Annotated in this window: 11 protein-coding genes; 6 read left to right on the top strand and 5 right to left on the bottom strand. The window is 58.7% G+C overall.

What is annotated here, in order from left to right; translation table 11 throughout:
• Positions 1–21: 21 nt before the first annotated feature.
• The 4 genes from K5E40_RS00830 to K5E40_RS00815 all read left to right on the top strand — a co-directional run bounded on the left by K5E40_RS00830 (position 22) and on the right by K5E40_RS00815 (position 5,941).
• The gene (locus tag K5E40_RS00830; RefSeq protein WP_221729421.1) at positions 22–624 is read left to right on the top strand and encodes a DsbA family protein; all 603 of its coding nucleotides are present in this window, start codon (positions 22–24) and stop codon (positions 622–624) included.
• Complete coding sequence (locus K5E40_RS00825) at positions 617–2,434, top strand: ABC transporter ATP-binding protein (protein ID WP_221729272.1); 1,818 nt, start codon at positions 617–619, stop codon at positions 2,432–2,434. The genes K5E40_RS00830 and K5E40_RS00825 overlap by 8 nt, the downstream gene beginning before the upstream one ends.
• Before the next feature lie 209 nt (positions 2,435–2,643).
• Positions 2,644–5,103 (top strand): EAL domain-containing protein, encoded by a 2,460-nt coding sequence (locus tag K5E40_RS00820; RefSeq protein WP_221729271.1) that lies wholly within the window; start codon positions 2,644–2,646, stop codon positions 5,101–5,103.
• Positions 5,104–5,182: 79 nt separating this feature from the next.
• The gene (locus tag K5E40_RS00815) at positions 5,183–5,941 is read left to right on the top strand and encodes an iron-containing redox enzyme family protein (RefSeq protein ID WP_260455454.1); all 759 of its coding nucleotides are present in this window, start codon (positions 5,183–5,185) and stop codon (positions 5,939–5,941) included.
• Positions 5,942–6,057: 116 nt separating this feature from the next.
• Here the strand turns inward: K5E40_RS00815 and K5E40_RS00810 are convergent, their stop codons facing one another.
• The 5 genes from K5E40_RS00810 to K5E40_RS00790 form a co-directional block, all read right to left on the bottom strand.
• Positions 6,058–6,984, bottom strand: coding sequence for a GGDEF domain-containing protein (locus K5E40_RS00810; RefSeq protein ID WP_221729269.1), 927 nt, complete (start codon positions 6,982–6,984; stop codon positions 6,058–6,060).
• Between the two features lie 361 nt (positions 6,985–7,345).
• The gene (locus tag K5E40_RS00805; protein WP_221729268.1) at positions 7,346–8,086 is read right to left on the bottom strand and encodes a YciK family oxidoreductase; all 741 of its coding nucleotides are present in this window, start codon (positions 8,084–8,086) and stop codon (positions 7,346–7,348) included.
• A 75-nt stretch (positions 8,087–8,161) separates the two neighbouring features.
• On the bottom strand, positions 8,162–8,833 hold the full coding sequence (gene mupP, locus K5E40_RS00800; RefSeq protein ID WP_221729267.1) for an N-acetylmuramic acid 6-phosphate phosphatase MupP: 672 nt from the start codon (positions 8,831–8,833) through the stop codon (positions 8,162–8,164).
• Between the two features lie 4 nt (positions 8,834–8,837).
• Positions 8,838–9,536: a bifunctional 2-polyprenyl-6-hydroxyphenol methylase/3-demethylubiquinol 3-O-methyltransferase UbiG gene (gene ubiG / locus K5E40_RS00795; protein ID WP_221729266.1), complete on the bottom strand. Its 699-nt coding sequence runs from the start codon at positions 9,534–9,536 to the stop codon at positions 8,838–8,840.
• A 56-nt stretch (positions 9,537–9,592) separates the two neighbouring features.
• A complete protein-coding gene (locus K5E40_RS00790; protein WP_221729265.1) occupies positions 9,593–10,927 on the bottom strand; it encodes a TRZ/ATZ family hydrolase in 1,335 nt (444 codons plus the stop codon).
• 108 nt (positions 10,928–11,035) lie between these two features.
• Between K5E40_RS00790 and mtnA the strand changes: the two genes are divergently transcribed.
• Both mtnA and gyrA read left to right on the top strand, forming a co-directional pair.
• Positions 11,036–12,112, top strand: a complete 1,077-nt coding sequence (mtnA, locus tag K5E40_RS00785) for an S-methyl-5-thioribose-1-phosphate isomerase (protein WP_221729264.1) — start codon at positions 11,036–11,038, stop codon at positions 12,110–12,112.
• Positions 12,113–12,536: 424 nt separating this feature from the next.
• Positions 12,537–15,326 (top strand): DNA gyrase subunit A, encoded by a 2,790-nt coding sequence (gene gyrA, locus K5E40_RS00780; protein ID WP_221729263.1) that lies wholly within the window; start codon positions 12,537–12,539, stop codon positions 15,324–15,326.
• Positions 15,327–15,403: the final 77 nt, after the last annotated feature.

Raw genomic sequence — 15,403 nt, 5'->3', positions numbered from 1 at the left:
CTGCTCTACGTGATGGATCCGATGTGTTCCTGGTGCTGGGGATTTGCCCCGGTGGCCAAGGCACTGGTCGAGCAGGCGCAGGCAGCCGGGGTGGAGTTGCACCTTGTCGTCGGCGGGTTGCGTACCGGCAGCGGTTCGGCGCTGGAGCCGACCACTCGACGCTACATTCTCGAACATTGGCAGGCAGTGACCGAGGCCACCGGTCAGCCATTCAAGTTTGAAGGCGCGTTGCCCGATGGTTTTGTCTACGACACCGAGCCTGCCTGCCGTGCGATCGTCACCGCACGCAGCCTGGCGCCGGATTGTGCGTGGACTCTGTTGGGGCTGATTCAGCAGGCGTTTTACACCGAAGGCCGCGACGTCACCCAAGCCAGCGTGCTGGTGGAACTGGCCGAGCAGGCCGGCGTGCCACGGATCGAATTTGCCGCACTGTTTGATCGCGCCGATCAGCACGAAGCCACGGCGGCGGATTTCAATTGGGTACAGGATCTGGGCATCGCCGGGTTCCCGACGTTGCTGGCCGAACGCAACGGCCAACTGGCACTACTGACCAATGGCTATCAACCGCTTAGCGAGCTGTCGCCGTTGCTCGGTCGCTGGCTGGAGCGCGCAGCCTGTGCCTGACCTGGCCGATGACACGCCAGCCGTAAAGCGTGTCGACCGGCTGAGCTGGGCAGAAGTCCGGCGCTTGGCACTGCATCATAAAAAATCCCTGTGGATCGCCAACGGTGTGGCTGTGCTGGCGACACTGTGCAGCGTGCCGATTCCATTATTGCTGCCATTGCTGGTGGACGAAGTGTTGCTCGGCCACGGCGACGCCGCGCTGAAAGTCATGAACCATGTGCTGCCGTCTATGTGGCAGCAAGCGGCGGGCTACATCGGCCTGATGCTGGTGGTCACGCTGACCCTGCGCTGCAGCGCCCTGTGTTTTAGCGTGTTGCAGGCGCGACTGTTCGCGCGCCTGGCCAAAGACATCGTCTACCGCATCCGTGTGCGGCTGATCGAACGCCTCAAACGCATTTCCCTCGGCGAATACGAAAGCCTGGGCAGCGGCACGGTCACCACACACCTGGTCACCGATCTGGACACCCTCGACAAGTTTGTGGGCGAAACCCTCAGCCGTTTTCTGGTGGCGATGCTGACTCTGGTTGGCACAGCAAGCATTCTGATGTGGATGCACTGGAAACTGGCGCTGCTGATTCTGTTGTTCAACCCGCTGGTGATCTACGCCACGGTGCAGTTGGGCAAGCGGGTCAAACACCTGAAAAAACTCGAGAACGACAGCACCGCGCGCTTCACTCAGGCGTTGAGCGAAACCCTCGATTCGATTCAGGAGGTGCGAGCGGGTAACCGTCAGGGCTATTTCCTCGGGCGGTTGGGGCTGCGGGCACAGGAAGTGCGTAACTACGCGGTCAATTCGCAGTGGAAAACCGACGCGTCCAACCGCGCCAGTGGCTTGCTGTTCCAGTTCGGCATCGACATCTTCCGCGCGGCGGCGATGCTCACCGTGTTGTTTTCCGATCTGTCGATTGGCCAGATGCTCGCGGTGTTCAGTTACCTGTGGTTCATGATTGGCCCGGTCGAACAGTTGTTGAATCTGCAATACGCCTACTACGCGGCGGGCGGTGCGCTGACGCGGATCAACGAATTGCTGGCGCGTGCCGATGAGCCACAATATCCGGGGGGGATCGACCCGTTCAAAGGGCGCGAAACCGTCGGTATTGAAGTGCAGGGCCTGTGTTTCGGTTACGGCGATGAGTTGGTGCTGGATCAGATGAACCTGTCTATCGCGCCCGGCGAAAAAGTCGCGATTGTCGGCGCCAGTGGCGGTGGCAAAAGTACCTTGGTGCAATTGCTGTTGGGGTTGTACACGCCGCTCGCGGGCACCGTCCGTTTCGGTGGGTCGACCCAGCAGGAAATCGGTCTGGAGATCGTTCGGGAAAACGTTGCGGTGGTGTTGCAGCATCCGGCGCTGTTCAACGACACCGTGCGCGCCAACCTGACCATGGGGCGCACGCGCAGTGACGAAGCCTGTTGGCAGGCGCTGGAAATCGCCCAGCTCGAACCCGTCATCCGTGCCTTGCCGGACGGCCTCGACAGCATCGTCGGGCGCTCCGGCGTGCGCCTGTCCGGCGGGCAGCGTCAGCGTCTGGCGATTGCGCGGATGATCCTGGCCGAGCCGAAGGTGGTGATCCTCGACGAAGCCACCTCGGCCCTCGATGCCGCCACCGAATACAACCTGCATGAAGCCATGGCGCGGTTCCTCAATGGTCGCACCACACTGATCATTGCCCACCGCTTGTCGGCGGTGAAACAGGCGGATCGGGTGGTGGTGTTCGATGGCGGACAAGTGGCCGAAGACGGCGATCATCAGCAGTTAATTGCCGATGGCGGGCTGTATGCCAAACTGTACGGCCACTTGCAGCGGATTTAGCGCTCTTGAGTTTTGTGCGCGTTTGTGTGCTTAGTGTTTGAATTGCTTAAAATAAAAAAAACCGAAACGCGTTGACAGGCATCAGGTTGCGCAATCGGCAGTGAAGGCGGCAGAGCTGTTGCTTCGACATGTCGAAAATTAGCCTAGGCTGAGCTGTCAGGAGCGGTATTTCCCGGTGTATATCTGGCAGTGCTTGCGCAAGGGACCTCATGAATCAGAAGCGGACTCTCGGAACGCCACGGTTGTTGGGCATCGTCTGGCCATTCATTGCTGTCGTGTTGTTTCAGGCTTTATTGGGAGGGATGAGTCTTTACGTGCTGTCGGCCGTTCGCGGTTATGTCGCGGGTGAGAGCCTCTGGTCCAAGGGGCAGAAAGACGCCATTTATTACCTCAATCTGTACGCCGATAGTCGTGATGAAGCGATTTTTCTCAAGTACAAAAAGGCGATTGCCGTGCCTCAGGGCGGCCATCAACTGCGCCTGGCGCTGGATCACCAGCCGCCGGACCTGACCGCTGCGCGCGAAGGCATTCTCAAGGGCGGCAACCATCCGGACGACGTCCCCAGCCTGATCTGGCTGTACCTCAACTTCCGCCATTTCAGTTATCTGGAAACCGCAATCGACCGCTGGACGGTGGGTGACGCTTATCTGGTCGAACTCAATGACGTGGCGCGCGAAATGCACCAGAGCATCTTGCAGAACACTGCCAGCAGTGCCGATATCCAGCGCTGGAAGACGCGGATTCTGGCGATCAACGATGGCGTGACCCCGGCGGCGAAAGCGTTCAGTGATGCCCTGGGTGAAGGCTCGCGGATGATCTTGCGTCTGCTGTTGTTTACCAATCTGGCCACGGCGCTGGGGCTTATCGTGCTGGCTTTATGGCGCACGCACAAACTGCTCAAACAACGCCATGCTTTTGCCCAGGCGCTTCAGTTGGAGAAGGATCGGGCGCATGTCACGCTGCAGTCGATTGGCGATGGCGTCATCACCACCGACGTTTCCGGCGCCATCGATTACATGAACCCCGCCGCCGAAGCCATGACCCACTGGAAGGCCGAGCAGGCAGCCGGTCTACCGCTGGCGGCGCTGTTCAACTTGCTCGACGACAATGCCCAGGCCGAAGGCCTGACCCTGATCGAACATATTCTTAGTGGCCATCTCAGTGGCGGCAGTGAACACTCCAAACTGATTCAGCGCCTGGATGGCAGCACGCTGTCGGTGACGCTGGTCGGTGCGCCGATTCGCAATGCCGGGAACGTCAGCGGTACCGTGCTGGTGCTGCACGACATGACCCAGGAGCGGCAATACATCGCCAATCTTTCGTGGCAGGCCACCCATGATGCGCTGACCGGGCTGGCGAACCGCCGTGAGTTCGAATATCGCTTGGAGCAAGCGCTGCATAACCTTTCGCGCCAGTCCGGGCGGCATGCGCTGATGTTCCTCGATCTGGATCAGTTCAAGTTGGTCAACGACACCTGCGGCCATGCAGCGGGTGATGAACTGCTGCGGCACATTTGCACCTTGCTGCAATCGGGGCTGCGTGAGGGCGACACCCTGGCGCGGCTCGGAGGTGACGAGTTCGGCATTCTGTTGGAAAACTGCGCGCCGGAAGCGGCGGAGAAAATTGCCGAGGCGCTGCGCCAGACCGTGCAGAACCTGCATTTTGTCTGGAAAGGGCGGCCATTCCTGACCACTGTGAGTATCGGCCTGGTGCATGTCGTGCAAACCCCGGCGACGCTAGAAGCTTCGCTGCGCGCTGCTGATATGGCCTGTTACATGGCCAAGGAAAAGGGCCGCAACCGTGTGCAGGTCTACCACGCCGACGATTCTGAACTGTCGCTGCGCTTTGGTGAAATGGCCTGGGTACAACGTCTGCACATGGCGCTGGAAGAGAACCGTTTTTGTCTTTACGCCCAGGAAATCTCACCGCTGAAGCCGAGTGACGGCAAAGGTGGGCACATTGAAATCCTGCTGCGTCTGCATGACGAGGCCGGACGGATGATTCTGCCGGACAGTTTCATTCCCGCCGCCGAACGTTATGGCTTGATGAGCCAGTTGGATCGCTGGGTCGTGCAAAACGTATTTAAGGTAATTGCTCAATGTATTGCACAAGAGCATAAAGGCCCATTAGCGATGTGTGCGATTAATCTGTCAGGTATTACTATAGGAGATGACGCGTTTTTGCACTTTCTGCGCGAACAGTTTGTTAACTATTCGATACCGCCTGAAATGATTTGTTTTGAAATTACTGAAACCAGTGCAATTTCAAACTTGGGCAGTGCAATTAGATTTATTAATGAACTCAAAGGCTTGGGTTGTTATTTCTCGTTGGACGACTTTTGTGCCGGAATGTCTTCATTCGCTTATTTGAAACATTTGCCTGTAGACTTCCTGAAGATCGACGGGAGTTTCGTAAAAGATATGCTGGACGACCCGATTAACCGAGCAATGGTCGAAGTGATCAATCACATCGGGCATGTCATGGGTAAGCAGACAATTGCCGAGTTTGTCGAAACAACCCAGATCGAGCAGGCATTGCTTGAAATTGGAGTGGATTACGCTCAGGGTTATGTCATTGAACGACCGCAATTGTTTACCTGTGACAGTTTGCAAAGTCGGCCCGCCAGACCGCAGCCGTTGTTGTTCAAAGCGCCTGGCACGTTCCGTTGAAGTCTCTCGCCGATCCTTACAATCACAAATCAAAAGGAGCCGAACAGTGATCGACACATTCAACCGAGCCGGACCGCTCATGGAAGCTGCAAGTTATCCAGGCTGGGCACAACAGCTGATTGAGGATTGCAGCGAGAGCAAGCGCCGGGTTGTCGAACATGAGTTGTACCTGCGCATGCGTGATAACAAGCTCAGCGCCAAAACCATGCGCCAATACCTGATCGGGGGTTGGCCGGTGGTTGAGCAATTCGCTCTTTACATGGCGCAGAACCTGACCAAGACCAAATTCGCCCGTCACCCCGGTGAAGACATGGCGCGGCGCTGGCTGATGCGCAATATCCGCGTCGAGCTGAATCACGCCGATTACTGGGTGCACTGGAGTCGTGCGCACGGTGTGAGCCTGGAAGATCTGCAGGCCCAGCATGTGCCGCCCGAGCTGCACGCCTTGAGTCATTGGTGCTGGCACACCAGTTCGGCGGATTCGCTGATCGTGGCTATCGCGGCCACCAACTATGCAATCGAGGGCGCGACCGGGGAGTGGTCTGCACTGGTTTGTTCTACTGGCGTGTATGCCGCTGCATTCCCGGAGGAAGATCGAAAGCGGGCGATGAAGTGGCTGAAGATGCACGCGCAGTATGACGATGCCCACCCTTGGGAGGCGCTGGAAATCATTTGCACCCTGGCTGGAATGAATCCGAGCAAGGCCCTGCAGGTCGAGTTGCGTCAGGCGATCTGCAAGAGCTACGACTACATGTATCTGTTTTTGGAACGCTGCATGCAGCTCGAAACATCCGAGCGTTTGTTGGTGCGTGAACGCAGGGCAGTAGTCGAAAGCTGATGTAACTGTGGGCGCGGGCTTGCTCGCGAAAGCGGTGTAGCAGTCTAACAACTGCTGACTGACACACCCTGTTCGCGAGCAAGCCCGCTCCCACACTGTTTGGTCGTTCGGTAGAACTAACCCGCCATTGCCAATCGATTCCGGCCTTCACGCTTGGCCACATACAACGCACTGTCAGCGCGACGCAGCAGGCTTTCTGCCGATTCACCCGGCAGCAGGGTCGAGCAACCCAGGCTCACCGTCAGCTCGATCAACTGGCCGTCAGCGTAATATTCATTAGCCTGTGCGGCGTAGCGCAAACGCTCACCGACCAGAGCAGCCGCTTCCCGGCTGGTGTTGGACAGCAGGATCAGGAACTCTTCCCCGCCATAACGAAACACCATGTCGACGTTGCGCAATTGACCTTTGATTGAGGCGGCAACGGCTTTGAGTACGTCATCGCCAGCGCTATGCCCGTGACTGTCGTTGACCCGCTTGAAATGGTCGATATCCAGCATCAATACCGACAATGGTTGCAGGTGGCGACGTGACATCTCGATTTCGCGTTGCAGGGTCTGGTCCATCGCAATGCGGTTGCCAGTACCGGTCAGAGAGTCGCGCATTGCGCTCTGGGTCGCCGCGCGGTATAGCAGGGCGTTGCGCATCGGATACAGCAACGACGACAGCAGCGATTCAAGATGCCCCTGCTCCTGATCGTTGAAGCGCTGATTTCGGCGGAATACCAGTTCACCCATGTGCTCGCCCTCGTGGCTGAGGCTGTAGCTGACCGAGTGATGGCCTCGGGTGCCGAACTCCAGGCGCAGATCACTGCCCTGATGCACGTAGCTCAAGGCATCCAGTGGCACAAGGCGCTGAACCTCGCGAAAGAACAGGCCGAGAATGCGTTGCGGTTCAAGACTGGTTTGCAGTTGCAGGCTCAGTTGCTGGCGCAATTGCGCAAGACTGGCGGGCCGCTCCAGAAGAGGCGGCTGCTGACCGAAACCCAGGCGCTGCAATTTGGCACTGTCGAAGTCAATTGCATTGGTCTGGGAAGGTGATTTCATATGGCGTGAGCCCCTAAGCAGTAAGTCTGTCTTACAGGCTGGGTGAGAGCGGCTATGGGCTGCGTGTCGTACTGATCCATCAGTCCCGTAGGACATTTGGTGTAAGTCTAGTCTGCCTGATGACGATTAGTGAGCTATCGAATCAGGTCTTGCCCCATTGCCTTCACACGGCATGCTTTGAGGAAAATTAGAGCGAAAGTCGTGCCATTCAGTTCGGTTTTATTTAAATCTATATGAATCAATAACTTGAGTTTTCAGAAGGTAAAGGTGTGCTGGTTATTTGACTGTATTGTGACGGCCAATAACGGTTAGTGCATGCCGCGACGGAAATCCGCCACGGCTACAAATGCGACGTATGGCATTACTGCGCGTTGAATGCCTGACCATTGATGCCGGTGCTGTCCGGGCCCATCAGGTAGAGGTAGACCGGCATGATTTCCTCGGGCGTTGGATTGTTCAGCGGATTTTCCCCCGGATAGGCTTGAGCGCGCATGCTGGTGCGAGTGCCGCCCGGGTTGATGCTGTTGGAGCGTACTGGCGCCACACCGTCGACTTCATCGGCCAGGGTTTGCATCAGGCCCTCGGTGGCGAATTTTGAAACGCCATAGGCTCCCCAATAAGCACGTCCCTTGCGTCCGACGCTGCTCGAAGTGAACACCACCGAAGCATCCTGCGACAGCTTGAGCAGCGGCAGCAAAGTGCTGGTCAACATGAACATGGCATTGACGTTGACCTGCATGACACGCATGAAGTTTTCGCCGGACAACTGCTCGATGGGCGTGCGCGGGCCGATGATCGAGGCGTTATGCAGCAGGCCGTCGAGGTGGCCGAATTCGGCTTCGATCATTGCAGCCAGTTCATCGTACTGATGGGGCAGTGCGGTCTCGAGATTGAACGGAATCACCGCCGGCTGGGGGTGCCCTGCGGCTTCGATTTCGTCGTAGACCTGTGTCAGATTGGCTTCAGTCTTGCCCAGCAGCAAAACGGTTGCGCCATGGGCAGCGTAGGTTTTCGCGGCAGCCGCGCCGATGCCACGACCGGCACCGGTGACCAGAATGACCCGGTCCTTGAGCAATTCGGGACGAGCTGTGTAATCAAACATAAAAAACCTCATCAAGAGTCAGATCATTCCCACGCTCCGCATGGGAAAGCAGCCAATGACGCTCTGCGTCAAGTCTCAGCAACTGCAGAGCGCGCTATCGAGCACCTTGCGCAACTCCAGAGGATGATCCACCACCACATCCGCGCCCCAATGCCGCGGGTTGTCGTCGGGATGGATGTAGCCAAACGTCACCGCACAAGTCTTGGTGCCAGCGTCGCGCCCGGATTCGATATCGCGCAGATCATCGCCCACAAACAAAACCGTCGACGGATCCAGATCAAGCATCTTGCACGCCAGGATCAGCGGCTCCGGATCCGGCTTGCTGTTTTTGACATGATCCGGGCAGATCAGCAGCGCCGAACGCTCGGCCAGTCCCAACTGCTGCATGATCGGCTCGGCGAAGCGCAGCGGCTTGTTGGTCACCACGCCCCAGATCAAGTTGGCCTTTTCGATATCAGCCAGCAGTTCGCCCATGCCGTCGAACAGCTTGCTGTGCACCGCGCAGCCGACGAGGTAGCGCTCGAGGAATTCCAGGCGCAACTCTTCAAACCCCGGCGATTCCGGGTCCATCGAAAACGTCACCGCAACCATGGCTTTGGCGCCGCCGGAGATCTCGTCGCGGATGTGCTTGTCGTTGATTGGCGGCAAACCACGATCTGCGCGCATCGCCTGGCAGATGGCGATGAAGTCCGGTGCGGTGTCGAGCAGGGTGCCGTCCATGTCGAAAAGGACTGCTCTGATGGCCATCGGCTTATTCCTCGCGCAGGGTCTGGATCATGTAGTTGACGTCAACGTCGTTGGCCAGCTTGTAGTGCTTGGTCAGCGGGTTGTAAGTCAGGCCGATGATGTCCTTGACGGTCAGGCCGGCCATGCGGCTCCAGGCGCCAAGCTCGGACGGGCGGATGAATTTCTTGAAGTCGTGGGTGCCACGCGGCAGCAACTTCATGATGTATTCGGCGCCGATGATGGCGAACAGGTAGGCCTTCGGGTTGCGGTTGATGGTCGAGAAGAACACCTGGCCGCCGGGTTTGACCATGCGGAAGCAGGCGCGAATGACCGACGAAGGATCCGGCACATGTTCGAGCATTTCGAGGCAGGTGACCACGTCGAATTGCTCGGGCATTTCTTCAGCCAGGTCTTCGGCGGTGATCTGGCGGTATTCGACGCTGACGCCGGATTCCAGTTGATGCAATTGCGCGACCGCCAGCGGCGCTTCGCCCATGTCGATGCCCATTACGGTGGCACCGCGTTGGGCCATGGCTTCGCTGAGGATGCCGCCGCCGCAACCAACGTCGAGCACTTTCTTGCCGGCCAGGTTGACCCGTTCGTCAATCCAGTTGACCCGCAGCGGGTTGATGTCGTGCAGCGGTTTGAATTCGCTTTCACGGTCCCACCAGCGATGGGCCAGGGCTTCGAATTTGGCGATTTCGGCGTGGTCGACGTTGCTCATGTTCCATTCCTCTAAAACTTGAAAAAGGTTGTAGCTGCGCAGGTTATGCGCAGTGTTTACGATTCGGTGTGGCCACTGATGCGCTGGCCCCAGGCACGGGCGGTGGCGCCCAGTTGTGCTTCATCCAGGCGTGTCAGGCGCCGGTCCTCAAGCAGTTGCTTGCCGTCAACCCACAGGTGTTTCACGCAGTCGCGGCCGGTGGCATATATAAGCTGCGAAACCGGGTCATAGACCGGTTGCTGCGCCAGGCCCGACAGGTCGAAGGCGACGATGTCGGCGGCTTTGCCGATTTCCAGCGAGCCGACTTGCGCTTCGATCCCCAGCGCTCGGGCGCCATTGAGCGTGGCCATGCGCAGGGCGCGGTGGGCGTCCAGCGCGGTGGCAGAGCCGGCGACGGCCTTGGCCAGCAGCGCGGCAGTGCGGGTTTCACCCAGCAGGTCGAGATCATTGTTGCTCGCCGCACCGTCAGTGCCGACAGCCACATTCACGCCAGCCTGCCACAAACGCTCGACCGGGCAAAAACCGCTGGCCAGCTTCAGGTTCGATTCGGGGCAGTGGATCACGCTGGTGTTGCTTTCTACCAGCAACGCCAGATCGTCATCGCTGATCTGGGTCATGTGTACGGCCTGGAAGCGCGGGCCAAGCAGGCCCAGGCGGCCGAGGCGGGCCAGTGGCCGCTCGCCGCGTTGTTCTACCGCTTGCTGCACTTCGAAGGCGGTTTCGTGGACGTGCATGTGGATCGATGCATCCAGTTCCTCGGCAATCACGCGGATCTTCTCGAGGTTCTCATCGCTGACGGTATAGGGTGCATGGGGGCCGAAGGTGATCTTGATCCGTTCGTGGTGCTTCAGATCACCGAACAACTCGACGCCCTGACGAATGGCTTCATCAGCGTTGCTGGCGCCGGGTATCGGGAAGTCGAGGACAGGAATCGCGATTTGCGCGCGAATGCCGCTGTTGTGCACGCACTCGCTGGCAACTTTCGGGAAGAAATACATGTCCGAGAAACAGGTGATGCCGCCCTTGATCTGTTCGGCGATGGCCAGATCAGTACCGTCGCGGACAAAATCTTCATCGACCCATTTGGCTTCGGCTGGCCAGATGTGGTTTTCCAGCCAGGTCATCAGCGGTAAGTCATCGGCCAGACCGCGGAACAGTGTCATCGCGGCGTGGCCGTGAGCATTGATCAGGCCGGGGCTGAGCAGCATGTCCGGCAATTCGCGGATTTGTGTGGCGTTACACTTCAATGCTTCGGCGCGTGGGCCGATAAACACGATGCGACCGTCGCGGATGCCCAAGCCGTGCTCCTTGAGCACAACGCCTGCAGGTTCGACGGGTACCAGCCAGGTCGGCAGCAATAATAAGTCGAGCGCAATGGCAGGTGTCGGCATCGAGGGTCGGTTCCGGTGCTTTTGTAAAGGATGGCGAAGTATACCCGAGCGTCTTCGCGGGGTGATCGCTATAATCGGCGGCTTTTGTTCATGAGTGCGGGGTTAGGGATGCGCGATCGACTGTTGGCTGCGGAGAAAGTGAAGGCCATCGATTGGCGAGACGGCGCGCTCCACCTGCTGGATCAGCGTATTTTACCGTTCGAGGAAACCTGGATCGCCTGCACGAGCGCCGCCGGCGTGTCCGAGGCGATTCGCTCGATGGTGGTGCGTGGCGCGCCAGCCATTGGCATCAGTGCGGCCTATGGCATCGTACTCGCGGCGCGTGCGCGGATTGTCGAAGGTGGCGATTGGCGTGCGGTGCTGGAAGAAGACTTCGCGCTGTTGGCCGACTCTCGTCCGACCGCGGTCAACCTGTTCTGGGCGCTGGGTCGCATGCGTGATCGGCTCGAGCGCCTGAAAAACAATGCCGATCCGCTGGCGGCACTGGAAGCCGAGGCGATCTCAATTCATGAAAGTGATCGCGAAGCCAACCTGACCATGGCGCAACTGGGTGTCGACCTGATTCGTAAGCATCAGGGCAATGCTCAGGCGATTCTCACCCACTGCAACACTGGCGCGCTGGCGACGGGCGGATTCGGTACAGCGCTGGGTGTCATTCGTGCGGCGTTCCTTGAAGGTATGGTTGAGCGCGTTTACGCCGACGAAACCCGCCCGTGGCTGCAAGGCTCGCGCCTGACGGCCTGGGAACTGGTCAACGAAGGTATTCCGGTGACCGTTAATGCCGACTCCGCCGCGGCGCACATCATGAAAACCAAAGGCGTGACCTGGGTAATCGTCGGTGCTGACCGGATTACCGCCAACGGCGACGTGGCGAACAAGATCGGCACCTATCAACTAGCGGTCAATGCGATGCACCACGGCGTGCGTTTCATGGTGGTAGCGCCGAGTTCGACCATCGACATGAACCTGGCCAGTGGTGATGACATCCCGATTGAGGAGCGTGACGGCGCCGAGTTGCTGGAAGTGGGCGGCAAGCGTGTCGGCGCAGATGTTGAGTCGTTCAACCCGGTGTTTGACGTGACGCCGGCGGATCTGATCGACGCGATCGTGACCGAGAAGGGCATCGTCGAACGTCCTGATACCGCCAAAATGGCCCAGTTGATGTGCCGCAAGCGCCTGCATTAACGGGCTGTTGTGCCTCAAAGGGCCTCATCGTTGGCAAGTCAGCTCCCACGGGTTCTGTGACCGCCACCGCTCCTGTGGGAGTGGGCGCGCCAGCGATGAGGCCTTAAAAGTCAATAAACATAGGTAAACAAGCCTCCGATTCTGCATTCGAAGAGGCTCTAAGCGTCTCTCGTCCCCCTTTCAGGCGATTACCAGCTAACTAACTATGCTCCATGCGCTTGTGGGGGATAGGTGCGTGGCGGCGATTGTGGTAGCATCCGGCGTTTTCCGAGGCAGTCCCACGGGGTTGTCTTCACTGCGCAAATCCAGGGTCCAACTTGTTGATTTGTCGTAAGTCGGCGCATGGCACTCAGCCTGCATCGACGAGCTTCGTGATCCCTATGGATATGACGAGGTTTCACCAGAAAAAGGAATCGAGCTTCTCATGGGCGAACTGGCCAAAGAAATCCTCCCGGTCAATATCGAAGACGAGCTGAAACAGTCCTACCTCGATTACGCGATGAGCGTGATCGTCGGCCGTGCACTGCCGGATGCGCGCGATGGCTTGAAGCCCGTGCACCGTCGCGTGCTGTTCGCGATGAGCGAGCTGGGCAACGACTTCAACAAGCCGTACAAGAAATCTGCCCGTGTTGTCGGTGACGTGATCGGTAAGTATCACCCGCACGGTGATACAGCGGTCTACGACACCATCGTCCGTATGGCGCAGCCATTCTCGCTGCGTTATCTGCTGGTCGACGGTCAGGGCAACTTCGGTTCGGTGGACGGCGACAACGCCGCGGCCATGCGATACACCGAAGTGCGCATGACCAAGCTGGCGCACGAGTTGCTGGCTGACCTGCACAAGGAAACCGTGGACTGGGTGCCGAACTACGACGGCACTGAAATGATCCCGGCGGTCATGCCAACCCGTATTCCCAATCTGCTGGTCAACGGTTCCAGCGGTATCGCCGTGGGCATGGCGACCAACATCCCGCCGCACAACCTCGGTGAAGTCATCGACGGTTGCCTGGCGCTCATCGACAATCCCGAGCTGACTGTCGACGAGCTGATGCAATACATTCCCGGTCCGGACTTCCCGACCGCCGCGATCATCAACGGTCGCGCCGGTATCATCGAAGCCTATCGCACCGGTCGCGGGCGCATTTACATGCGTGCGCGTTCGATCGTTGAAGACATCGACAAAGTCGGTGGCCGTCAGCAGATCGTCATCACCGAACTCCCTTACCAGTTGAACAAGGCGCGTCTGATCGAGAAGATCGCCGAGCTGGTGAAAGAGAAGAAACTCGAAGGCATCACCGAACTGCGCGACGAGTCCGACAAGGACGGTATGCGCGTCGTGATCGAACTGCGTCGCGGCGAAGTGCCAGAGGTGATCCTCAACAACCTCTACGCCCAGACCCAGCTGCAATCGGTGTTCGGCATCAACATCGTTGCGCTGATCGACGGCCGTCCGCGGATCCTCAACCTCAAGGATCTGCTGGAAGCCTTCGTCCGTCACCGTCGCGAAGTTGTCACCCGCCGCACCGTGTTCGAACTGCGCAAAGCGCGTGAGCGTGGGCACATTCTCGAAGGCCAGGCCGTTGCCCTGTCGAACATCGACCCGGTGATCGCCCTGATCAAGGCGTCGCCAACGCCGTCGGAAGCCAAGGAAGCGCTGATCAGCACGCCTTGGGAATCCTCGGCGGTGGTGGCGATGGTTGAACGTGCCGGTGCCGATTCGTGCCGTCCGGAAAACCTTGACCCGCAATACGGTCTGCGCGAGGGCAAGTACTTCCTGTCGCCAGAACAGGCGCAAGCCATTCTGGAGCTGCGTCTGCACCGCCTGACCGGTCTGGAACACGAAAAGCTGCTGGCCGAGTATCAAGAGATTCTCAACCAGATCGGCGAGCTGATCCGCATCCTCAACAGCGCCGTGCGCCTGATGGAAGTGATCCGCGAAGAGCTGGAAGTGATCCGTGCCGAATACGGCGATCAGCGTCGCACCGAGATTCTCGATGCACGCCTCGACCTGACTCTGGGCGACATGATCCCGGAAGAAGAGCGCGTTGTGACCATTTCCCACGGTGGCTACGCCAAGACCCAGCCGTTGGCTGCGTACCAGGCTCAGCGTCGTGGCGGTAAAGGCAAATCGGCGACTGGCGTCAAGGATGAGGACTACATTGCTCACCTGCTGGTTGCCAACAGTCACTCCACGCTGTTGCTGTTCTCCAGCAAAGGCAAGGTGTACTGGCTGAAGACTTACGAAATTCCTGAGGCATCGCGTGCCGCGCGTGGTCGTCCGCTGGTCAATCTGCTGCCGCTGGAAGCCGATGAAACCATCACCACGATGCTACAGATCGATCTTGAGGCCCTGCAAAAACGCGCCGGTGCTGACGATGAAGATGATGCCGACGATGTGATCATCGAAGGCGAAGTGGTTGAAGCTGAAGAAGCTGCCGAGCTGGAAGAAATCGACGGCGAAACGGCCGAGCTGGTCGCTGAGCCGACTGGCGAATTCATCTTCATGGCCACGGCTTCCGGTACCGTCAAGAAGACGCCGCTGGCACGCTTCGCCCGTCCGCGCTCCAATGGCTTGATCGCCCTGAAGCTGAAGGAAGGTGACACGTTGATCGCGGCTGCCATCACTGATGGCGCGAAAGAAATCATGCTGTTCTCCGACGCTGGCAAGGTGATTCGTTTCGCTGAAGCCGCCGTGCGTGAAATGGGTCGTGGTGCTCGCGGTATCCGCGGCATGCGGATCCTCAAGGATCAGAAGCTGATCTCCATGCTGATTCCTGAGTCGGGCGCGCAGATTCTGACCGCTTCCGAGCGTGGTTTCGGCAAGCGCACCGCGCTGAGCAAATTCCCTCGCCGTGGTCGCGGTGGTCAGGGTGTGATTGCAATGGTCACCAAAGAGCGCAACGGCAAGCTCGTCGGTGCAATCCAGGTTCAGGAAGGCGAGGAAATCATGCTGATTTCCGATCAGGGCACGCTGGTGCGGACCCGCGTTGATGAAGTCTCCAGCCTGGGTCGCAACACCCAAGGGGTGACCCTGATCAAGCTGGCCACCGATGAAACGCTGGTCGGTCTGGAGCGAGTTCAGGAGCCGTCGGAAGTCGAGGGCGAAGAGCTCGAAGGCGAAGAAGGGCTGGTGTCCGGCGCGGAGGTCGTGATCGACGACGCTGTTGAAGATCAGCAACTGGACGCCGCAGCTGACGAAGAACCGCAGGAATAAGCGGACAAGCGAGGGGGCGGATGAGAATTCGCCCCCTTGTTATTTGTCTGGTATGAAAGTTTCTGAATGACCGAATT

This window comes from Pseudomonas baetica (assembly GCF_019733355.1).
GTDB classification, from domain to species: Bacteria; Pseudomonadota; Gammaproteobacteria; order Pseudomonadales; family Pseudomonadaceae; genus Aquipseudomonas; species Aquipseudomonas baetica_A.
This window is presented reverse-complemented; position numbering and strand designations above follow the sequence as displayed.